At 67.9% G+C, this 21,275-nt stretch carries 15 protein-coding genes; 5 read left to right on the forward strand and 10 right to left on the reverse strand.

The window, feature by feature from the left end; translation table 11 throughout:
• Nucleotides 1-342: 342 nt before the first annotated feature.
• The 6 genes from J2S22_RS30450 to J2S22_RS30475 form a co-directional block, all read right to left on the reverse strand.
• Nucleotides 343-1,632 carry a DNA methyltransferase gene (locus tag J2S22_RS30450; RefSeq protein WP_272780516.1) on the reverse strand — a complete coding sequence of 430 codons (1,290 nt, stop codon included), beginning with the start codon at nucleotides 1,630-1,632 and terminating at the stop codon, nucleotides 343-345.
• A gap of 454 nt (nucleotides 1,633-2,086) precedes the next feature.
• Nucleotides 2,087-3,244: a DNA methyltransferase gene (locus tag J2S22_RS30455; protein ID WP_272780515.1), complete on the reverse strand. Its 1,158-nt coding sequence runs from the start codon at nucleotides 3,242-3,244 to the stop codon at nucleotides 2,087-2,089.
• The gene (locus J2S22_RS30460; protein ID WP_272780514.1) at nucleotides 3,232-4,494 is read right to left on the reverse strand and encodes an HD domain-containing protein; all 1,263 of its coding nucleotides are present in this window, start codon (nucleotides 4,492-4,494) and stop codon (nucleotides 3,232-3,234) included. The genes J2S22_RS30455 and J2S22_RS30460 overlap by 13 nt, the downstream gene beginning before the upstream one ends.
• Nucleotides 4,491-5,597, reverse strand: a complete 1,107-nt coding sequence (locus J2S22_RS30465; RefSeq protein ID WP_272780513.1) for a hypothetical protein — start codon at nucleotides 5,595-5,597, stop codon at nucleotides 4,491-4,493. Before J2S22_RS30465 ends, J2S22_RS30460 begins: the two co-directional genes overlap by 4 nt.
• Nucleotides 5,594-6,253: an adenine nucleotide alpha hydrolase family protein gene (locus J2S22_RS30470; RefSeq protein WP_272780512.1), complete on the reverse strand. Its 660-nt coding sequence runs from the start codon at nucleotides 6,251-6,253 to the stop codon at nucleotides 5,594-5,596. The genes J2S22_RS30465 and J2S22_RS30470 overlap by 4 nt, the downstream gene beginning before the upstream one ends.
• Before the next feature lie 244 nt (nucleotides 6,254-6,497).
• On the reverse strand, nucleotides 6,498-7,805 hold the full coding sequence (locus J2S22_RS30475) for an N-acetylmuramoyl-L-alanine amidase (protein WP_272780511.1): 1,308 nt from the start codon (nucleotides 7,803-7,805) through the stop codon (nucleotides 6,498-6,500).
• A 688-nt stretch (nucleotides 7,806-8,493) separates the two neighbouring features.
• On the opposite strand from J2S22_RS30475, the gene J2S22_RS30480 reads away from it, so the two are divergent.
• The gene (locus tag J2S22_RS30480) at nucleotides 8,494-11,895 is read left to right on the forward strand and encodes a ribonuclease E/G (RefSeq protein ID WP_272780510.1); all 3,402 of its coding nucleotides are present in this window, start codon (nucleotides 8,494-8,496) and stop codon (nucleotides 11,893-11,895) included.
• Nucleotides 11,896-12,023: 128 nt separating this feature from the next.
• Here the strand turns inward: J2S22_RS30480 and J2S22_RS30485 are convergent, their stop codons facing one another.
• The gene (locus J2S22_RS30485; RefSeq protein ID WP_272780509.1) at nucleotides 12,024-13,631 is read right to left on the reverse strand and encodes a PEP/pyruvate-binding domain-containing protein; all 1,608 of its coding nucleotides are present in this window, start codon (nucleotides 13,629-13,631) and stop codon (nucleotides 12,024-12,026) included.
• A gap of 10 nt (nucleotides 13,632-13,641) precedes the next feature.
• Nucleotides 13,642-15,570 (reverse strand): hypothetical protein, encoded by a 1,929-nt coding sequence (locus tag J2S22_RS30490; protein WP_272780508.1) that lies wholly within the window; start codon nucleotides 15,568-15,570, stop codon nucleotides 13,642-13,644.
• Between the two features lie 193 nt (nucleotides 15,571-15,763).
• Between J2S22_RS30490 and J2S22_RS30495 the strand changes: the two genes are divergently transcribed.
• Both J2S22_RS30495 and J2S22_RS30500 read left to right on the forward strand, forming a co-directional pair.
• On the forward strand, nucleotides 15,764-15,967 hold the full coding sequence (locus J2S22_RS30495; protein WP_272780507.1) for a hypothetical protein: 204 nt from the start codon (nucleotides 15,764-15,766) through the stop codon (nucleotides 15,965-15,967).
• A 202-nt stretch (nucleotides 15,968-16,169) separates the two neighbouring features.
• Nucleotides 16,170-16,466, forward strand: a complete 297-nt coding sequence (locus tag J2S22_RS30500; RefSeq protein ID WP_272780506.1) for a hypothetical protein — start codon at nucleotides 16,170-16,172, stop codon at nucleotides 16,464-16,466.
• Nucleotides 16,467-16,489: 23 nt separating this feature from the next.
• On the opposite strand, the gene J2S22_RS30505 is transcribed toward J2S22_RS30500, so the two are convergent.
• Nucleotides 16,490-17,407, reverse strand: coding sequence for an alpha/beta hydrolase (locus J2S22_RS30505; RefSeq protein ID WP_272780505.1), 918 nt, complete (start codon nucleotides 17,405-17,407; stop codon nucleotides 16,490-16,492).
• 69 nt (nucleotides 17,408-17,476) lie between these two features.
• Entirely contained in the window at nucleotides 17,477-18,664 is a 1,188-nt protein-coding gene (locus J2S22_RS30510) for a pyridoxal phosphate-dependent aminotransferase (protein WP_272780504.1), read from the reverse strand.
• Nucleotides 18,665-18,852: 188 nt separating this feature from the next.
• On the opposite strand from J2S22_RS30510, the gene J2S22_RS30515 reads away from it, so the two are divergent.
• Both J2S22_RS30515 and J2S22_RS30520 read left to right on the forward strand, forming a co-directional pair.
• Nucleotides 18,853-20,265 (forward strand): M48 family metalloprotease, encoded by a 1,413-nt coding sequence (locus J2S22_RS30515; protein ID WP_272780503.1) that lies wholly within the window; start codon nucleotides 18,853-18,855, stop codon nucleotides 20,263-20,265.
• Between the two features lie 18 nt (nucleotides 20,266-20,283).
• The gene (locus J2S22_RS30520) at nucleotides 20,284-21,054 is read left to right on the forward strand and encodes a DsbA family protein (RefSeq protein ID WP_272780502.1); all 771 of its coding nucleotides are present in this window, start codon (nucleotides 20,284-20,286) and stop codon (nucleotides 21,052-21,054) included.
• Nucleotides 21,055-21,275 lie beyond the last annotated feature (221 nt).

Below are 21,275 nucleotides of genomic sequence, written 5' to 3' on the forward strand. Positions count from 1 at the left end.
TTAGACACAAGCCGATCTCCGATTCAGACCTCGATGATCGGCACCCTCCGCCCTCACGAACCCCCGAAGAAGGTGGGGCCAAAACGACGCTTACGATCGAGAGCTTCCGGGCGCTCGATAAGCCCCGGCGGGCGAGGGCGCGGCTGGCTGAGGCGGCTGTGCGCCGCCCCCGGCGCAAGCGGACCGCGGCCTGACGGGCGTAGTGGAGCGCGGCCGGTGTTCTTCAACCCGGACGCGACAACGGCCGCGTCCGACAATTTAGTGCACTGTCACCGTTATTCTATCTTGGTGGGCGCTTACGTATCATTAGTTCCCACCTCGAGGAAGCGCACGCCTCACACGTCAAGAAGAACGTCGCTTGACACCGGGAACAGAAGACCTAGCCATCACCACAACGATTTCGCTATTCATCGTCGGCACCAATGCAGACGCAGAGCCACGACGTGTGGCATCTCGGCCGAAGCGGTTTATCAGGCGGGGAGTTCGCTTATGCGACAATGGACGCTCTTCTCTCAAAATCAGTATAAATCCTCGACGGGAAAAACAATCAATAGTGAATTCATCCAGCTTCAGTCGGTAACCACCGGCGGACCTTCTGGCAACTACGAAGACGGCCTTTCCATCAGGGCTCAAATGATCCACCAAGCCATCACAAACTGCATCGTAATCGCTGAGATACTTGGAGATTGATGCAGCTTGAGGGCTCTGATCCGCCCCAGACCAATACGGCTTTGGGCTAAACCACGGCTTTCGATGGACAGGTGCTCCACCTAGACAACCGCTATCGATAGAGCCGCCAGACGCGCGTAAATGGTCGAAGCCGATCAAGTGGCTGACGACGGAAAGACAAAGGGAGGACGCCGCGCCGTACTGTACGGTGGAACGTGAATCGCCGTACGGCGGCGAAGTCAGCACAACATCGAACGGGCCATACTTCGCGACGGGGCTCTCTCCGGAACACGCTAGGGTTCTGGAATCGCCAATTTTGACAATCGTTCGTCCGCACGGACTTGAGCTTTGTTTTGAGAGTTCCTCTAGACAGTACGTAAGCCTCCTCGCTAGTCGGTCCCAAGGGCACGGCCTGAACTTGCGACGCGATTCGGCATCCAGTCTATGCAGCTTCCAGCCCTGCTCGCGGGCGAACGAAACATCGCGAACCGCAGCGCTGAGGGCAGCCGCAACCAGCAGAGATTCGTTTTTGGAAAGATCTAAACTATTCAGCCATTGAACAACCCTACTCAGTTCTTCGATCACCGACTTTGAGAACCATTTTACCTTCCTTTCGGTTGGGCCTACGAGAAATGCTGGTTCAGGAGAATGACCTTCTGCTCGGCTTATCCCGGCAATAATGGCTCTAAGTCTTCGAGGATCAACCTTCGCGAACTTCGCCTGGGTGAGTAGCCACGCCAGCGGATTGATATCGATGCCGACCCGCAAGGGCGACCGCGTGGCTGCGGCAAGGAGGCGCCCCGACCCGCAGAACGGATCGAGCACGCTCGCATCGGGTGGCACAAATCTGCTTACGAGCGATAGAGCCAGTTCGTCAGGGACCATCGCCGGATACGGATGTATCCGGCTTAGTCGCGTTCCCAAGCCTACCAGGGAATCTCCTGGATCAGTCGATCTACGCACTCTTGCACCGTACTAGTCGACGTATCTATGCTCAAATTTGGCCCGAGCCTCGGTCCAAGGTACATTCGCTTGCGAAACTTGAGATCAGCCCGGTCCCAGAATTCCAGCTCTTCGATAGAGACAACATGTCCGGCTCGACTGCAAGCTCTGGCCTGTCGAGTTCCCATGGTGGTGCTCAACTCGATGAGGAACGGCTTTACCGGGAGGTCGGCCAGGACATGGTCTAAAAATCTTCCCTCCACAAGGCACGGTTGGTTGTTAAGAGACCAAGCGACGGTCTGCTCATCAATCGCCCGATGAACGGCATCGGGAACCTCATCCAGGCCCACGTTCAGGGAGTCCGCGGCCTCTCTGACAGGAGAGCCGCAAGACCGGAGCGGAAGGCCGCGTCGCCGAGCCAGCAGCCGCGCTGTGCTCGACTTCCCAACGCAAGACCCTCCGAAGATGCCGATAATCATTGCTTTTGAAAAATCGCTATATACTCAATAGGTTCACTCGCGCCCCGCTCCGAGACCCTCCGCCGACTGGGATTTCTTGCAACCGGGCCCCACTGAAGTGTTGTGAGCATACCAAAATCAGAGAACACTTGCTGCGCTGCGCCCGGGAAACGCCGCGACTCCCCTAACACCAAGGCGCAGAAGCCTTCCGGCTTGAGAACGCGAACAATCTCGTTTCGAACAGCACGCATTTCACTGAAGTACTCGTCAACCGCGCTCTTTCGCTTTCGTCGAAAGCGAGCACCTATCTCGGCTTGCCGCTCATCTTTTAAGGGCCACCCCATCCACAAGTAGATCAGCCGGTTTGCGTGAACGTAGTCGATCATGCCCACATATGGAGGAGAGGTGACCACCAAGTCCACAGAGGAGTTTCGTAACGACAAGAAACGAGCGTCCTGCTGGAGGATTGTAAGGGTACCAGATGTCCGATGGAGCAATATTTCCTGTGTCGGTAAGGCCAGGAGGCGCTCTCGAAAAAGTTCTATGGCATTGTGTTCGATCTTCTCTTTGGGAAGAACATTATCAGCCACCCACCCCCAATGGTGCCGCCGCTTTTTCCCGGTCCGAGTTGCGGCCCCGCCTGTAGAGGCGCATTGAAAGAGGACGTCTGAGAAAAGCGCTAGAAGTACATCACGCTCGCGAGCTCCCTTGTCTTCAATAATCTTCCAAAGAAAACGCAGCTGGGATAATGTATCCTCAGAGTACCAATCGCACAAAGCCTCGTCGGACCCCTCCCCCTTCTCGCCGATGGAATTCGTCCTGCACTGCTGGTCGAAGGTAAGCAACACCAGCAGATCATCAACGAAGCGAGCATCGATCGCGCCAGATAGGAGCGCTGCCTTTGCCGCAGCGATCATGTTCGAAACGGACATCCGATCAGACACAATTGCATTTCGCCCCAAGCGCACAGCCTCAATACCCGTAGTCGCGCTTCCCGCAAATGGATCAAGCACGACATCTCCCGGAGCAGACAATATGTGTATGAGAGCCGCGGGAATTTGGGCAATGAAGTTGCCAGGGAACCAATGAATCGACTGTACAGACCCCTTCACGTTGCCGGCGAGGGGAAAATCCCAGTTTATCCTTTTGAGTTGCATTACATCTAGAATAGGCACGCTTGCTCGTTCTCTTCAGATTTGTGAGCAGGCTGGACTATGCTTGTGCCAAACGACTCGCAGGCAAATTCCAAAACGACGCGAATATCCTTTGAAGTGAAAGGTCGTTTTGCCGATGATGCGACTCCAAATAACCACTGGTCTGGCTTCGCGCCGAATGTCTTTCGGCGCCCATCATCAAAATGAGCGGAAACTACTCGCTCGCGCTTCTCCTTGATCCCGTAAGCGAAGCAATAGCGATCCATTCGATGAGATAGGTCCTCAGAAAACTTGAGCAACTGCGGGTAAGAAGGTCGCGTTCCCTTAAGCCAGTAGATCGGCGTACACACCCACAATTCACCGGCTAACCAACGCTGAACCGTATCACGCACCTCTTTCGTTTCGGATCCCGTCAGGCGGACAAGGAAGTCGTGGTCCACAATCTTCCAATCCACTAGGAGTATTTCACGAGCTCGAAAGGCTTGAACCGTCGCAGAAAGAATCATGATCTTGCCCACGAAATCGCGCTCCGCGAGCATCAGGTGATCGTACACTTGCCGCCGTACTTCGCGCCACGTATTTATGTCTCCTTCGGATCCGGCACGGAAAACAGGTTCGCCGGCTTCCGGTTCTACATCGACGATAGATTTCGCCAATCTAAGAGGGATTTCCCTGTCAAACTGGAGGCCCATGTGAAAAGCCATCCGGAAGACGTTATCAATGTTGTCAATGTCGATATCTCCAGCGATTACTCGCCCAAGCCGCCCCTTCCCATCGATGTGCTCCATAATGTCTTGCAATAGCTTTTGCTCATCCTGCCCGACTGCACTACGCGCCCAGGTGCGCAGGCCTGCCTCCCGTCCGGCGAATATCTGAAGGTCGGCTCCCAGGACTTCTGCCTGCCTGAGCGTTACATCCTCAAGTCGCTTCTCATGATCGAAGCCAGTGCCGACGTATTGTAGAGCTTCCTCAACCAAATGTCCAAACGACGTGATGGCCCAATCGTGCAACAAAGCAGCGGCTTCGAGAACTAGAACCTCGCGTCTATCAAGCTTATTTCTGAGCGATAAATGGCAGGCCAAATGAGCGACACCAAGAACATGCTCAAAGCGGGAAAGGTTCGCAATCGAGGGTATGTCAATCGAATCAATATTTGATAGGCGTACGTGGCGGAGCCGCTGCACCAAAGGTTTTGAAACAAGCGAAGCCAATGTATCGCCGAGTTGCACCCGGCCATACAGAGGGTCGATAAATGAATTCCACGTCGTCACGAGCGCGATCCACCGCCGTCAAGACTGCCAGCCACTTTTCCAGCAATAGAGGCGTATGCTCGAAGCAGTTCCCAATCAACTGAATTCTGACACCCCTCGATGAACACCGTCAACATGCCGCCCCACATCTTTTCCGAAGGGATCACATGGCGTATGAAAATTCTGTACTGTTCAGCCGACTCAAGGTCGGTGAGCGCATAGGCGCCTTCGTATACCACCAGCGTTGGCCGCCGCACTTTATCGCCGGAGGACGTCTCGAAAAGGTTGAAGGCTTCTGAGGACGCGCTATGCATGCCCGCATAAGTCATTTTAGATGTCACTATCTGAACCGCCATACCGGCCAATGCCGCGTCCTTCTTCTTGTACACTGAATCCGTAAATGCAAAATGAGGCGAATAGGCATCTATGACGATCAAGTCCTTTGCCCACTTCCTCCAAACGTTGTCGTCCGGCTGGGTTCCTTTGAGATATTCAACAAATTCGATTGGGTGACGTGAAGCGGTTAAATATTGAACGCAGAAACTCTCCTCGAAGAATGCCTTACACAGCAGAGCCAGAATTTCGTTTGCTCTTCTTTGCTCGGCAATTTGAAGAGCAACCGAGTCGAGCGGCACCTCGTTCTTTTCGAAGTCACCCAACTGAACACCGATTGCTTGCTGAACTATGCAAATAACCTGTTTCCGCAAATCGGCGTTGGTGGACATCGGACTATAAGCAAAGGTCGGCTTTGGATCATTGAGCTTCTTGCGGCGCCTGAATTGGCGAACACCTGGCAAATGCTTGAAGCCGATACTGTCAACAAAATACACGAACCGAACGGCAGTTCGGTAAACAACCATAAACGACATCGCAAAAGCCAGCGTCAGGAATGCGACGCTTGCCTGAAGAATCCAATCAGACGCCCACGGCGGTAATAGAAGCGAGCCAAGCGCCAGGGTTGCGACAAACAGGCACAATAGAAAAACAGGAAATACCGCGTTTATGACATAGGGAGATTTGCGCTCTCGACCAACTAGAGTGTAGAGGCCGATATGGAACGCAATTAGACCGGCCGTTGCGGTCAATACTGACCATGGTGTCAGCAGTGTAGATACTGAGATCATGAAAGTATATCCAGCTCGATTTCATCGATCACATCGATGGCAATGTCGTCCAATCGAGCCATGGACGCTTGTATAGCCCGTTCCCAGAGATCTATCTGAGATGCAAGCCGTTCGCCGGTCAGAGTTACGTTCGAAATCTGTTGAATGCATTTTTGTTCTAACGATGCGGTGCTGACGCCAAGAACCTTCAGTGTGTCTATCGCGCTCTCCCGAGAGTCGAGATCGTACGCCGGGAGTTCGAGCATGATTCCGTAGCGAGAAAGGGTTGCTCTGAGCCGCTCGATGGCTAGCGGCGTCTGTTCTGGCCAGTTGCTCTGATAACGAGCATACCCAAAGGCCAGCCGCTTAACTGCGTACTTTGCGGCGATGACGCATGATGCTACCACGTATGAGTGGTGGCAGGGCAGACAAGTCATTTCGTAGAAGGACGTATCCGTCTTTAAGTCATGCGGTTGTCGCACCTGCAGCCAAATGGTTGACGGGGGTAGGAGAGGCTTAAGTTCGATCAACCTTCTGCGGACATTCTCGATGCCGAACAAGTGACCCGAAGAGACCGTAACCAGGCACAAGGACTCACCTTGTTGGGCCAGTCGCACTGCGGCAATAGACGAATCACGGCCTCCTGAAAACATTACCACACAGCTAGCGTTGGCCATTCAGCACCCGGCTTGACGCTCGGTCCGAACGCATTCATCTCCGAGCTCGCGCTATAATTGCCGTTGGAGCCGCGAGTCGCAATCAAACTTTACTGGAGATCCCCGAGCGGGTGCACACCGAATCAGCCCACCGACCCCGCCCCCGTAGTTCCGCGCCACCCCCTCCCGCATTCCGCCCTGCGGGCTCCCTGCAGGCGACGCCCCTCCCCGCGATCCGCGCCGTGCGCCGCCCCCCGCCCTGCCCTCAATTCGCCCCACCGCCGCCCCCCGCGGCGGTGGCGGCGGGCGCGGCGGGGGCGGCGAGGCGGGGATGGAAGAAGCTGTTGACGGCCTGGACGATGGTGTCGGTCACCTTGCCGCGCCACGCCTCGGAGGTGAGCTGCTTGAGGTCGGCGCGGCTCGACACGTAGCCGAGCTCGACCAGCACGGAGGGCACGTCGGGGGCGGTGAGCACCCGGAAGCCGGCCGACTTCAGGGGATGCTTGTGCAGCCGGGCGGCGGACTTCAACTCCCCCACCAGGGTGCGGGCGAACTGGCCGGCGTAGTTCTTGGTCTCGCGCTGGGCGAGGTCGATCAGGATGTCGGCGATGTCGTCCGGCTCGGCCGAGAGGTCGACGCCGGAGATCACGTCGGCCTTGTTCTCGGCCTCGGCGAGGCGGGCCGCCTCGGCGTCGGAGGCGTGCTCGGAGAGCGTGTAGACGGTCGCGCCGGCCGCGTCGCCGCTGCCGCGGGCGAGCGCGTCGCAGTGGATCGAGATGAACAGCGCCGCCTCGCGCTGGCGGGCGAGCCGCACCCGCTCGCCGAGCGAGACGAAGCGGTCGTCCGAGCGGGTCATCACCACCCGGTACTTGCCGGTCTGCTCCAGCTTGTCGCGCAGCATCAGCCCGAAGGCGAGCACGATCGACTTCTCGTCCTCGCCGCTCGGGGCGCGGGTGCCGTTGTCGATGCCGCCATGGCCGGGATCGACCACCACGATCGGCCGCGGGTCGCCGTCGGGCGCCGGGTCGCGGTCGCTGCGCCGCGGCTCGCGCGGCAGCCGGTTGTCGATCGCGGCGGCGCGCAGGAAGGTCGCCCGGTCGACCGCCGCGAGGTCGAGCACCAGCCGGGCCGGCAGGCCGTCGGCCGCGTCGAGCACGAAGGCCCGCTCGACCCGCACCGGGCCGGTGGTGTCGATGACGATGCGCGAGCCGCCCGGCATCACCAGGCCGTAGCGGAACGCCTTGACCAGGCCGCGGGACCGCTCGCCGGCCTTGGCCGGGAGCTGGAACGTCACCTGCGGCATGTCGACGATCACCCGGTAGGGGTCGGCCAGGGTGAACGCCCGCACCTCGATCGACCGCGACAGGTCGACGACGAATCGGGTCTGGCCGACGTCGCCCGCGAGGCGCGCGGCGGTCGCCACCGGCACGTCGGGGGCCGCCGGAGCGCCGGCGGGACCGGCCGGGCCGGCCGGATCGGAGGCGCGGGCCTGCTCGGCCGCCCATGCCGCAGGCACGTGCAGCGCGCCGCCGACGACGGCAACGATCAGCGCGAGGACCAGACCCCGTCCCACCCTGGCATGCCTCCCCGTGCCGGTTCCCGAATAAACTCTGGCGGTTAACGTGGGCTTTCTCGCGGCGGCCGCGGCCGCCGCCCCCCGCCGGGCACCGTAGCGGATTGCCCGCGAACGAGGCAAATGGCTGACAGGCCAGCGATTCCCGACGCGTGCTCGCCTGTCCGTGAAACGCATGCGGCTTGCCAATAGGGCATGACGCGCCTTAATAAGAGACGCTGGTGGATCGAAAGCGTCCAGGAGCCCCACGATCCGGCGCCCGGGACGTCCGAAGGTCCGTCCGCCGTTTTCGCCGCCGCCGCGCGCGGCGGATCGCGGAAACGGTCGGCAGCGATAGGCCTGCAGCGAGAGGCCTGCAGCACGAGGCCGCCTCCTTCGAAGGACGATTTGATGCGTTTGCGATCCGGTCGGACGTTCACGCGAAAAATCCCCAGCCATTGACCGTCGAGGCCACCGCGCGTGGCCCAGCACCCCAGGATTCGGAGCCGATGTCCGGGACAATGAACGAGGAGCACATCGTCGGGCGCTATGGAAGAGCGCCGGCGCTCCCGTCCTCGGCCCGCGGACCGCGACTCGCGCTTCGTACCCTTTGCTTCCACCCCCCCTTCGGCCTGCATCGTCCGACGCACCGGACCGGTCTCAGCGCGAGACCGGACGGCGCGCGGCCGCGCCGCACAGAGACACCGACATGGCGAATAAGATGCTCATCGACGCGACCCACCCGGAAGAGACCCGGGTCGTCGTGCTCCGTGGAAACCGCGTAGAGGAATTCGATTTCGAGTCGGCGAGCCGCCGACAGCTCAGAGGCAACATCTACCTGGCCAAGGTCACCCGGGTCGAGCCGTCGCTCCAGGCGGCGTTCGTCGACTACGGCGGCAACCGCCACGGCTTCCTGGCCTTCAGCGAAATCCACCCCGACTACTACCAGATCCCGGTCGCCGACCGGCAGGTGCTGATCGACGAGGAGGAGCGCGCCCACCGGGCCGCCGAGGCCGAGGCCGACCGCCGCGCCGCCGCACGCTCCGGCGGCCAGCGCCAGATCGCCGCCGGGCGCCCGCCGCATCGCGACGACCGCGTGGCCAGCGCCCCGCTGGCCGAGCCGGCGCCCGCCGCCGCCGAGAGCGCCGAGCTCCCGCAGGGCGAATCGCTGCACGGCCAGGAGACCAAGCCGGAGGGCGAGACCGAGAGCGAGGTCGCCTTCGCCCGCTCCGAGAGCGACATCGAGCCGGCGGGTGACGTCGCGCCGGCCGCCGAGCCCGCCGGGTCGGCCGGTCCGGCCCCCGCGGCCGAGGCGGCGCCCGATGCGGTCGCCCCGGTGCCGCCGGCCGAGGCCGCCGCGCCGTCCGAGACCGCCGAGCTCGCCCCGCCCGTCCCGTCCGCCGGCGAGGCGCAGACCGAGATCGCCTTCGCCCGCTCCGAGGGCGACGTCGCCGCGACCGAGCTGGTCGCGACCGAATCGTCCGCCACCGAATCGTCCACGACCGAGTCGCCCGCGACCGAGTCGCCCGCGACCGAGTCCGCCGCCCCGGCCGAGCCCGCCCCGATCGAGGGCGAGATCCTGCCGCCGGCCGGCACCGGCAACGGTCACGACCTCGACGAGGAGGACGACGACGAGGAGGAGGACGAGGACGAGGACGACGAGGAGGAGGAGGAAGAGGAGATCGTCGAGTCGGTCGGCGGAGCCGACGCGCTCGAGGAGCTGCCCGACCGTGCCCCGCGTCACCGTCGCCAGTACAAGATCCAGGAGGTGATCAAGCGCCGGCAGGTCATGCTGGTGCAGGTCGTCAAGGAGGAGCGCGGCACCAAGGGTGCGGCGCTGACCACCTACCTCTCGCTCGCCGGCCGCTACTCGGTGCTGATGCCCAACACGGCCCGCGGCGGCGGCATCAGCCGCAAGATCACCAACACCCAGGACCGCCGGCGCCTGAAGGAGATCGCCCAGGACCTCGAGGTTCCGGAGGGGATGGGCGTGATCCTGCGCACCGCCGGCGCGGCGCGCACCAAGACCGAGGTGAAGCGCGACTTCGAGTATCTGCTGCGCGTGTGGGAGCAGGTCCGCGACCTCACCCTGAAGTCGTCGGCGCCGACCCTGGTCTACGAGGAAGGCTCGGTGGTGAAGCGGGCGATCCGCGATCTCTACAACAAGGAGATCGACGAGGTCGTGGTCGCCGGCGAGGCGGCCTATCGCGAGGCCAAGGACTTCATGCGCATGCTCATGCCGAGCCATGCGAAGAACGTGAAGCTGTACGCCGAGCCGCAGCCGCTGCTCACCCGCTACGGCGTCGAGACCCAGCTCGACGCGATGTTCTCGCCGACCGTGCAGCTGCGCTCGGGCGGCTACATCGTGCTGAACCAGACCGAGGCGCTGGTCGCCATCGACGTGAACTCCGGCCGCGCGACGCGCGAGCACCACATCGAGGACACCGCCCTCAAGACCAATCTGGAGGCCTGCGAGGAGGTCGCCCGGCAGCTGCGCCTGCGCGATCTCGCCGGCCTGATCGTCATCGACTTCATCGACATGGACGAGAAGCGAAACAACCGCGCCGTCGAACGCAAGCTGAAGGAGTGCCTGAAGAACGACCGCGCCCGCATCCAGGTCGGCCGCATCTCGCATTTCGGCCTGATGGAGATGTCGCGGCAGCGCATCCGCACCAGCGTGTTCGAGAGCTCGACCGAGAAGTGCCCGCACTGCGGCGGCACCGGTCACGTGCGCTCGGTCTCGTCGGTCGCGCTGCAGTGCCTGCGCATGCTCGAAGAGACGCTGATGCGCGGCGCGACGCACAATCTCACGATCCGCACCGGCACCGCGACGGCGCTCTACATGCTCAACCACAAGCGCGCGCATCTGAGCGAGCTCGAGCAGCGCTTCCGCCTGGTCCTCACCGTGAAGGCGGACGAGAGCGTGATGGGCGCGCATCCGTTCGTCATCGAGAAGAACGAGCAGGTGCACTCGCTCGAGCAGGCGCGCGCCATCGCGGCGCAGTCGGCCGCGGCGCTGGCGCCCCCCGCCCGGGTCGAGGAGGAGGACGAGGACGACGTCGAGGTCGAGGCCTACGAGGCCGAGATCGAGGAGGAGGCCGAGGAGACCGAGGAGCGCGCCGAGGCCGAGGCCGAGAACGGCGAGGGCGAAGGTCGCGGCCGGCGCCGCCGGCGCCGCCGGCGCGGCCGCCGCGGCGACGAGCGCGAGGAGCGCGGCGAGCGTCCGGTCGCCGCCCGCGCCCCGGCCGATGCGGAGAGCGGCGAGCCCGAGGTCGCCGACGAGGATCACGACGGCGGCGAGCCGGAGGGCGATGCCGAATCCGCCCGCCCGCCCCGCAACGGTGCGCCCGGCGAGGCCGCCGACAACGGCGACGAGGCCAGCCGCCGGCGCCGCCGGCGCGGCCGCCGCGGTGGCCGCCGCAACCGCCGCGAGGGCGGCCCGGCGCCGTTCGGCTCCCCGGAGCCGAGCTTCGACCTGGTCGAGCCCGAGCTCGCCCACGCCATCGAGGATTTCGGCGGCCCGCGCCTCGGCGAGGAGATCCCGGCCGGCGAGCAGCCCGAGCTGCCCGCCTCGGCCGTGCCGGACCTCGGCGCGGCGGAGACGCCGGCTATCCCGGCCGACTCGCCCGCAGTCGTGACGGCCAGCGACGAGATCGGCCCGGAGAACCTGCCCGAGCCGGAGGCCGGCTTCGACGCCCCGGTGCGCCCGGTCGAGCCGCGCCGCGGCCGCGGCCGTCGCCACGTCGAGGCGCCCCCGCCGCCGCCGGACTTCGGGCCGATCGAGCCGCCGGAGCCCCTGCAGGCGCTCGCCCCCGAGACCATCGCCCGGCCGGCCGAGACCGTCGCGCCGACGCCGCCGGCCGAGGCCGCTCCGGCTCCGGCCGAGCCGCCGCGCCGCCGCTCGACGGTGCGCGAGCCGGTGACCTTCGTGCTCGGCAACGGCCTGTCGTCCGCCAACGGCGACGCCTCGCCGCGCCCGGTCGAGCCGCCGCCGGTCGCGGCCGAGCCGCCGCCCGCCCCCCCGGTCGTCACCGAGACGTCGGAGAGCGAGTCGGCCAAGCCGCGCCGCACCGGCTGGTGGGCCCGCCGGCTGCTCGGCGACAAGGGCTGATCCATCGCGCCGTCCGCGCGACGGTCGAAGACAGACGGTCGGATACAGACGGTCGAAGACAGAGGCGCCGCTCGCGAGAGCGGCGCCTTCTTCTTGGCCGAAGGTCCGTTCGCCGCGGCCCGGAGCGCCTATCCGGCCGGCATCACGCCGTCGGCGGCGCCGCGGGAGGCGGCCCGCCAGCGGGCGATCTCGTCGAGCCCCTCCGGACGCTCGGAGGCGACGGCCGGCCGGCCGAGATGGACGGTGCCGCGATCGCCGTCGACGGCGATCCAGTCGCCCTCCCGCACCACCGTCCCGGCGAAGCCGGCGCGGCCCTCGCCGGCGACGACCGCGAGCCCGGCGCAGCCGACCACGCAGGGCTTCGCCATCTGGCGCGCGACCAGCGCGGCATGCGCGGTGCGTCCGCCCGCCGCCGTGACGATGCCGGCCGCGGCCGCGAAGCCCGCGACGTCCGACGGGCTGGTGTCCGGCCGCACCAGCACGACCGGATCGCCGTCGGCGGCGAGCGCCACGGCCCGCTCGGCCCCGAACGCCGCCCGGCCGACCGCGACTCCGCCGGCCGCCGCGATGCCGTGCAGCACCGCCGGCCCCGCATCGACGAGCCGGGTGCGCACCAGCGCCGCCTCGTCGATGCCGGCGAGCCGGCGCAGCGCCTCGGCGGGCCCGATCAGCCCGGCGCGGACGAAATCGACGGCGAAGCGCAGCGCCGCCGCCGGGGTGCGCTTGGCGGCGCGGGTCTGCAGGATCCACAAGGTCCCGTCCTCGACCGTGAACTCGACGTCCTGCACGTCCGCGAACTCGCGCTCCAGCCGGACCAGCAGGTCGCCGAGCCGGGCGGCCGCCTCCGGCAGCGCCGCCGCGAAGGCCTCGCCGGACTGCGGCGTGCGCCGGCCCGACACCACGTCCTCGCCCTGCGCCGCGAACAGCATCTCGACCACGGGCGCGGCCGCGCCGGTCGACGGATCGCGCGAGAAGGCCACGCCGGCGCCGGAGCGCAGGCTGCGATTGCCGAACACCATCGCCTGCACCGTGACGGCGACGCCGCGCAGGTCGCCGAGCCCCTCCAGGGCCCGGTAGGCCTCGGCGCGATCGCCGGTCCAGGAGCGGAACACCGCCATGGCGGCGGCTTCGAGCTGCGCCACCGGATCGTCCGGAACGCCCGCCCCGGCGCGTGACGACACCTCCTCGCAGGCCGCGGCGAGCCGCTCCAGCGCCTCGCCGTCGAGATCGTCCTCCGTGGCGACGCCCTCGCCGCGCATCAGCTCGGCGCGGCGCGCCGCGAAGGCGGTTCGGGCGACGCCGAGCACGGTCTCGCCATAGGACTCGAGCAGACGGCGCCGGCAGTCGTAGGCGAAGCGCGGGTTGCCGGTGGCGCGGACGAGCCCGCGCACCGCCGTCAGGGTGGCGCCGACGTCCAGCACGGTGTCGAGCATGCCGGGCATCGAGCGCGCCGCGCCCGAGCGGACCGAGACGAGCAGCGGGCTGCGGCGGTCGCCGAAGCGCCGCCCGGTGGCCTGCTCGAGAAACGCGATGCCCTCGCGCAGCGCCGCCCGCACCTGCGCCGCGGCGGCCGGGTCGCCGGCCAGCACGGCGCCGCACAGGGCGATCGGCAGCACGAAGGCGGGCGGCACCGGCGCCCCGAGCCGCATCAGCCGGTGCAGGTTGGCGGCCTTGGCGCCGATCGCCTCGGCCTCGAAGTCCGCCCCGTCGCCCGATCCCAGCCTGACGATCGTCATGGTCCGCTCCTCACGCGGAGAGGTGGGCGAGAACATGGGTGCGGACCAGATGGCCGGCGGCGGCGAGCCGGTCGCTGGCGCGTTCCAGCGCCCGGGCGAGCTCGAGCGCGCCGATCAGGGCGCGCGCCGGCCCCTCGCCGCGCAGCACCAGCGCCGTGAGGGTGCGCTCGGTGGCATCGCAGTCGTGCTCGAGCTCGACCAGCCGCGACGCCGCCGCGAGCGCATCGTCGGAATCGGCACGCCGGCCCTCCGGCACGTCGGCGGCGGCGTCGATGCCGATCGCCGCGGCCTCGGCGGCACCGACCACCGCGTCGCACAGGCTGGCGAGCTCGCGCAGCACCGCGGTATCGGTGCCGCGATCGATCAGCGAGGCGAGGAACGCCGCCTGCTCGAGCTCGTCGATCGCCTCCTCCACCGTGTCGACCAGCCGCGCGATCGTCTCGCCGGCATTGAGCCGCCGCGCCGCGGCGCGCGCCTCGACGGCGATGCGGTCGGCCTTCACCTCGATGCGGCGCGCATGGGCGGTGAGCGCCGTGCCCTGGCCGGGGCGGCCGGCGATGCGCTCGGCCAGATCGGCGGCGATGCGGGCGGCGATCTCGCGGGCGAGGCCCGCCTGCCGCACCGCGACGGCGAGCAGCTGGCTGTCCGAGCGGTCGAGATGGCGGGCGAGCTCGGCCTCCACGGCGTTGTTGGCGAGGCGCAGCGAGCGCCCCTCGCGCAGCGTCTCGGTGGCGATGGCGAGCACCCCGACCACGAAGTCGAGCGCCGCCGCGCGGCCGAGCACGTCGTCGAGCCGCTCGCCGAATCCGATGCGGGTCGGCGCCGCGTGGCGCACCGCCGCGGCGATCAGCTCGGCGCCGCCGAGCTCCAGGAAGGCGCGGTGGCCGACCCGCATGCGGGCGGCGCGCTCCAGCACCCGCACGGCGTCACCCTTGCCGAGCAGGGTGCGCAGGATCTTTCGCGCCCGGTTCCAGTCGATCAGGAAGACCAGCGAAGCGCCGAGCGCCTCCAGGAACGCCGCCTGCGCGGCCGGATCGCCGGCCAGCCGCCCGGTGACCAGATAGAACGCGGCGCCCTCGCCGAGCCCGGCGGCCCGCGCCGGCTCGAGCCCGCTCCAGCGCACCGGGAAGCCGTCGAGCAGGCCGGTGAAGAACTGGGCGCGCGGCCGGTGCACGTCCGAATATGTGACCGTGACCTCGTCGCGGGTGACGGCGACGACCAGCACGTGCGCGTCGGTGGTGCCGATGTCGTTCTGCAGCACCAGGCGCTCGCCGACCCGGGTCGCCAGCGTGTCGAGACCGGGATGATCGAACTTGAGGCCGCGGGTCGACTCGACGCCGCACATGAACGCCTCGACCAGCGGCCGGTCCGCGTCGGCGAGCCCGTGGGCGCGGGCGCCCGCCACCGTCTCCTCGGCGCAGGCGGCGGCGAGGCGGTTGATCTCGCGATGCAGGTCCATGACCAGCCGGTGCAGCGTGTCGTCGTCCGGATCGTGCGGTGCCGCGGTGAGATGGGCGATGGCGGCGAGTGCGATCTGGTCCGGCCCGGGCGCCGCGAGGTCGACCGAGACCCGCGCGAGCCGCGCCGTGGCGGCGGCGCCGGCGGCCGGATCGGCGGCGGCGATCGGCGCGATCATCGCCTCGCCGTCGGCGACGAGGCCCGCCTTGAGGCGATCGAGCCCGGGCGCGGCGACGACCTCGCCCGGGCCGGAACGGGCGCCCAGCACCAGGCCGCGCAGCCCCTGCGGATCGAGTCCGGCGGCGCGCGCCTCGGCCGCGAGGTCCGGCGCCGGCCCGCCCGGCCGCCGGGCGTGCTGGGCGGCCGCCTGCAGAACGCTCATGCGCAGCTTGGCGCGGTCGTTGGCGGCGAGCGCCTCGGCGATCAGCGACGGCAGCAGAATGTCGGACTGGCCGAGATGCTCGATGATCCGGGTCTTCATGGCGATCCCTCCGCCCGCATCGGCCCGATTAGAGCGCGCGGCACGGCGGTTCGCCAGTTCATAAGACCGTCGCAATCGTCGCAGCCGCACGGCGCGCAGGGCCGTGCGGGCCGGCCCCGCCGGCCGGCCGGTTCGCCGGTGCGGAACCCGGTCCGGCCGGCCGGATTTGTCCGCAGGACCGAGGGAGCCGCCGATGACCGCCTATGCCGGGTACGCCATCGAGCCGTTCGAGCGCGAGCCCGGCCTGTGGCGCGCCGTCGTCCGCCGTGCCGAGGCCGCCGCGGCGACCAGTGCCAGCGCCGATCTCGACGCCTTCACCACCTCGGCCGACGCGCCCTCGCGCGACGACGCCATCAGGCTCGCGCAGGCCGCCATAGACGCCGGACTGGCCTGCTGAGCGTCTCTTCCGGGCGATGGAAATTCCGTCCCGCGTGCCCCGACCGTGCCACCTATCTGACTGATTATTCATCAATTAATTCTGCGTGGGGGACGAACCGGCAGGCTCCGCCGGGTCCCGAATCGTCGAAGCCCGGCACGACGCGACGATGCGTCCGCCGAAGGCGACAGACGATCCGAGACCCCATCCAGAGGAGCGTGCCATGACCATCCTGAAGACCATCCTGATCACCGGCGCCCTCGTCGCCACCGCGACGGCCGCCGTCGCCGGCCCGATCGACAACCGTCAGGCCCGTCAGGGCCAGCGCATCTATCAGGGCGTCCAGAGCGGCCGCCTCACCTATGGTGAGACCGTGCAGCTCGTGCAGGGCCAGACCCGCATCCAGGCCATGAAGATGCGGGCCCGCGCCGACGGCTTCGTCGACCCGTGGGAGCGGGCCCGGATCAACGCCGCGCAGGACTGGCAGTCGCTGAACATCTGGGTCAAGAAGCACAACTGACGCCGGGCCGGCGCCGCCAGGGCTCACGCGTCGGCGAGCGCCGGCGCGCGGGTCGCGGCGATCAGGAACGCCACCAGCTCGTCCGTGAACGGGGCGAGCGCGTCGCGCAGATCGTGGTCGCCGTCGACCGCGAGCAGCGTCGCATGCGGCGCGGCGGCGGCGAGCCGCTCGGCGTCGGAGAACGGCACGGTCGCGTCGTGCCGGCCGTGCACCAGCAGCACCGGGCAGCCGACCCGCCGGACGGTGGCGAGCGGCGCGATGGCCGCGAAGCGCGCGCCGATCGTGCGCTCGACGTGACGCAGGATGGCCCACCCGATCACCGGATAGGGGATGCGCGCCCGCGAAAGCCAGGCCCGCATCAGCTCGCCCGGATGCGCGAAGGCCGAGATGCTGACCACGGCCCGCACGGCGGGATCGCGCGAGGCGTGCAGCAGCGTCGCGGCGGCGCCGACCGAATGGCCGATCAGGCCGATGCGCCCCGGATCGACGCCCGGCTGCGCACGCAGAACGCCGAGGCCGGCCGCGATGTCCTCGGCGAAGCGCGGCATCGAGGCGAAGTCCTCGTCGTCGCTGCGACCGTGACAGCGCGCGTCGAGCAGCAGCACGGAGAAGCCGGCCTCCCGCAGCGGCGCCACCACGGGCAGCATCATGGCGGCGTTGGACCCCCAGCCGTGCATCACCAGCACGGCCGGATGCGGTGCCGCCGTGGCGACGTCCGGCGTCACCAGCCAGGCGAACAGCCGCTTGCCGCGCATGCCCGCGATCGACAGCTCGCGCACGCTCGCCGCCGGGAGCCCGAGATCGTGCGGCCCGCAGTCGTGCGGCACGCGCGGCGCCTTGAGGCCGAGCAGCAGCACCCGGTGGGCGAGCCAGCCCAGGCCGAGGACGACGGCCGCAGCCGCGGCGGCGCCGAGAAGCAGAGAGTCGACCGACGGAGTCATGCGCCGTCACTTAGCACGGATCACGGCGTGCCATGAACGCGGCGAACGGCGCCGACGCGGACCCTCCCCCTACCCCGTCCCCTTCAGCCAGCGGCCGATGCGGGCGACGGCCTCGATCATGTCGGCCTCGGCGCGGGCGTAGGAGAAGCGCACCCAGCGGTGCCCCTCGTGCGGATCGAAGTCGAGCCCGGGCGTCACCGCGACGCCGGCCTCCTCCAGGAGCGCGCGGGCGAAGGCGTGGCTGTCCGGCGTGAAGGCGGAGACGTCGGCATAGAGATAGAACGCGCCGTCGACCGGCAGGAACCGGTCGATGCCGCAGGCGGGCAGCCCCGTCGTCAGGATGTCGCGGTTGCGGGCGTAGCCGGCCTTGACGGCCTCCATCTCGGCGCGGCCCTCGAAGGCGGCCTCGGCGGCCACCTGCGACAGCGTCGGCACCGAGATGGCGAGATTCTGGTGCAGCCGCTCCATCGGCCGCACCAGCGGCTCCGGCGCGACCATCCAGCCGACCCGCCAGCCGGTCATGCAGAAGTATTTCGAGAACGAGTTGATCACCACGGCCTTGCGCGACGCCGACAGCGCCGTGGTGGCCGGGAAGGCGTAGTCGAGCCCGTGATAGATCTCGTCGGAGATCACGGCGATGCCGGCGTCCTCGGCGGTGCCGACGAGGCGCGCCAGCGCCTCGGCCGTCATCATGGTGCCGGTCGGGTTGCCCGGCGAGGCGATCAGCACGGCCTTCAGCGGCTTGTCGCGATGGGCGGCGAGCAGCGCCTCGGGCTCCAGCGCGAAACGCGTCTCGGGACCGGTGCGGATCAGCACCGGCTCGCAGCCGAGCGCGGTGAGGATGTGGCGATAGGGCGGATAGGCCGGCACCGCCAGCGCCACGCGGTCGCCGGGCTCGAGCATCGCCAGGAAGGCGAGCACGAATCCGGCCGACGAGCCGGTCGTCACCAGCACGGTCGCCGGATCGACCTCCTCGCCGTAGGTCTCGCGGTAGTGGCGGGCGATGCGGGCCCGCAGGCTCGGCATGCCGAGGCTCTCGGTGTAGCCGAGCGCGGCGCCGCTGCCGCCGAGCGCCGCACGGGCGGCGGCCAGCGCGACGCCCGGGGCCGGTGCCTCCGGCTGGCCGACCTCCATGTGGACGACGTGGCGGCCGGCCTGCTCCAGGCGGGCCGCCGCCGACATCACGTCCATGACCATGAAGGGAGGAACGTCGCTGCGCGCCGACGGCAGGCACAGGCGGGCGCGGACCGGTGTCATGAGAGCCTCGGGAAATTCGCCGAATCGAATAGGATCGCGGCGCCGGATGCGGGCGGGAGCCCCGGAGGGAGCGCCGTGCTGTTGCCGCATTCTGCAGGTTGTTGGATGCAACCGGGTCGCGTCGCGGCCCGTTGTCGAACGCCCGGCCACCCGCGTATGGTCACGGTGGCGGCCAAGCACCGGTTCGAATGAGCGCAGCGAGCGACCCTGTCAAGCGCCGGCTCACCCTGCGGGCGTCTCGCGCCGTCGCGGTCGCGGTCGCGTGCGCCGTCACGGTGACGAGCCTGCCGACGCCGGCCCACGCGCAGCGCATGCCGCTGATTCGCGACGCCGAGATCGAGCAGCTGCTGCGCGACTACACGCGGCCGATCCTCAAGGCGGCCGGTCTCGCCCAGCAGAACGTCAAGGTCATCATCATCAACGACCGCGGCTTCAACGCGTTCGTGATGGACGGCCGCCGCATCTTCGTGAACGCCGGCGCCCTGATGGACTCGCAGACGCCGAACCAGATCATCGGCGTGCTGGCGCACGAGACCGGCCACATCGCCGGCGGCCATCTCGCCAAGCTGCGCACCGAGCTCGCCAACGCCAGCACCATGGCGATCATCGCGGTGCTGCTCGGCCTCGGCGCCGCGGTGGCGGGCTCGCGCTCGGGCCAGGTCGGCGGCAATCCGGCGGCCGTCGCCATGGCGGCGCCGACCAGCATGATCCAACGCTCGCTGCTCGCCTATCAGCGGCAGCACGAGGAACAGGCCGACCGCGCCGGCGTCAAGTTCCTCACCTCGACGGGCCAGTCGGCGCGCGGCATGGTGGAGACGTTCAAGCGCTTCGCCGACCAGCAGCTGTTCGCCTCGCAGGGGGCCGATCCCTACCTGATGTCGCATCCGATGCCGCGCGAGCGCATCGCCGCGCTCCAGGAGATCGGAAAGACGCAGTTCTGGGACAAGAAGGACTCGCCCGAGCTCCAGCTCCGCCACGACATGATGCGGGCGAAGCTGCACGGCTTCCTGGACCAGCCGGGCATCGTCGCGCGGCACTATCCGCTGTCCGACCAGAGCCTGCCGGCCCGCTACGCCCGCGCCATCTCGACCTATCGGCACGGCGATCTGCGGCAGGCGATCGCCCAGATCGACGGGCTGATCCAGGCGCAGCCGAACAATCCCTATTTCTACGAGCTGAAGGGCCAGATGCTGCTGGAAGCGGGGCGCCCGGCCGAGGCGCTGGCGCCGCTGCGCCGCGCCGTCGGCCTCGCGCCGAGCCCTCTGCTGATCCAGGTGATGCTCTCCCAGGCGCTGATCGCGACCAACGATCCGAAGGCCGCCGACGAGGCGATCGGCCATCTGCAGAAGGCCCTGCTGACCGATCCCGACATCGCCGACGGCTACGCCCAGCTCGCCAAGGCCTACGGCCGCAAGGGCGACATCGCCCAGGCCGATCTCGCCGCCGCGCAGGCCGCGCTCGCCCGCGGCGATTCCCGCACGGCCCGTCAGCTCGCCCTGCGCGCCAAGGAGCGCATGCCGGTCGGCTCGCCCGGCTGGGTCAAGGCCGACGACATCGCCAGCGTCCGTCCGACCGGCACGTCCGGCGGCCGCCGCCCGTAACCGAAAAGGATTCCTTCGATGCCGTTCCGCCGTCCGCTGCGCGCGCTCGCGATCGCCGCCGTCCTCCTGCCGGCGCTCGCCGCGCCGCTCGCCGCGCAGAGCTTCTCGGCGCCCCAGCGCGGCGAGATCGAGCAGATCGTCCGCGACTATCTCCTCAAGAACCCCGAGATCCTGCAGGAGGTGCTGGCCGAGCTCGAGAAGAAGCAGGCCACCGCCGACGCCGAGAAGGCCAAGCTGGCCGTGCAGAAGCACGCGGAGGCGCTGTTCAACTCGCCGCGCCACGTGGTCGTCGGCAACCCGCAGGGCGACGTCACCCTGGTCGAGTTCTTCGACTACAACTGCGGCTACTGCAAGCGCGCGCTGGGCGATCTCCAGGCGCTGATGCAGGCCGATCCCAAGCTGCGCGTGGTGCTCAAGGAGTTCCCGGTGCTCGGCGAAGGCTCGGTCGACGCCGCCCGGGTCGCCGCGGCGGTGCGGCTGCAGGACAAGACCGGCAAGAAGTACTTCGACTTCCACCAGCGTCTCCTGAACGGCCGCGGCCAGGTCGACAAGGCGAAGGCCCTCGCCGCCGCCAAGGAGGCCGGCTTCGACGTCGCCCGCGTCGAGCGCGACATGAACGGCGAGGAGGTCCGCGCCAGCCTGGAGGAGAGCCTGCGGCTCGCCGAGGCGCTCGGCCTCAACGGCACGCCGAGCTACGTGGTCGGCTCCGACGTGGTGGTCGGCGCGGTCGGCCGCGGCGCCCTGCAGCAGAAGATCAACATGGCCCGCTGCGGCCAGGTGGCCTGCTGAGCGGGGCGACCCAGGCCTGAATGCTCCCGGTCGTTCCGGGGCGCATCACCCGGATCGGCGCTTCGCGCCGTCCGGGCGCAGGCTCCGGTGCGAAACCGGAATCCAGCCGCGAGCCCGGCACATGTCGCTGGATTCCTGTATCTGTCGGCTGTCACTGGCATAGTGACGAGCTGACGGAGACCGCTCGTTGGATTCCCGGCCCTGCGTGGCCGTAATCCCGG

This window comes from Rhodoplanes tepidamans (assembly GCF_030813915.1).
In the GTDB taxonomy this organism is placed as follows: Bacteria; Pseudomonadota; Alphaproteobacteria; order Rhizobiales; family Xanthobacteraceae; genus Rhodoplanes; species Rhodoplanes tepidamans.

What these genes read in the sequence shown, in the direction of transcription:
- J2S22_RS30470 (WP_272780512.1), bottom strand. Translation starts at nt 6,253, where the DNA reads ATGGCCAACGCTAGCTGTGTGGTAATGTTTTCAGGAGGCCGTGATTCG.
- J2S22_RS30485 (WP_272780509.1), bottom strand. Translation starts at nt 13,631, where the DNA reads ATGACGATCGTCAGGCTGGGATCGGGCGACGGGGCGGACTTCGAGGCC.
- J2S22_RS30515 (WP_272780503.1), top strand. Translation starts at nt 18,853, where the DNA reads ATGAGCGCAGCGAGCGACCCTGTCAAGCGCCGGCTCACCCTGCGGGCG.
- J2S22_RS30480 (WP_272780510.1), top strand. Translation starts at nt 8,494, where the DNA reads ATGGCGAATAAGATGCTCATCGACGCGACCCACCCGGAAGAGACCCGG.
- J2S22_RS30510 (WP_272780504.1), bottom strand. Translation starts at nt 18,664, where the DNA reads ATGACACCGGTCCGCGCCCGCCTGTGCCTGCCGTCGGCGCGCAGCGAC.
- J2S22_RS30505 (WP_272780505.1), bottom strand. Translation starts at nt 17,407, where the DNA reads ATGACTCCGTCGGTCGACTCTCTGCTTCTCGGCGCCGCCGCGGCTGCG.
- J2S22_RS30465 (WP_272780513.1), bottom strand. Translation starts at nt 5,597, where the DNA reads ATGATCTCAGTATCTACACTGCTGACACCATGGTCAGTATTGACCGCA.
- J2S22_RS30495 (WP_272780507.1), top strand. Translation starts at nt 15,764, where the DNA reads ATGACCGCCTATGCCGGGTACGCCATCGAGCCGTTCGAGCGCGAGCCC.
- J2S22_RS30490 (WP_272780508.1), bottom strand. Translation starts at nt 15,570, where the DNA reads ATGAAGACCCGGATCATCGAGCATCTCGGCCAGTCCGACATTCTGCTG.
- J2S22_RS30520 (WP_272780502.1), top strand. Translation starts at nt 20,284, where the DNA reads ATGCCGTTCCGCCGTCCGCTGCGCGCGCTCGCGATCGCCGCCGTCCTC.
- J2S22_RS30500 (WP_272780506.1), top strand. Translation starts at nt 16,170, where the DNA reads ATGACCATCCTGAAGACCATCCTGATCACCGGCGCCCTCGTCGCCACC.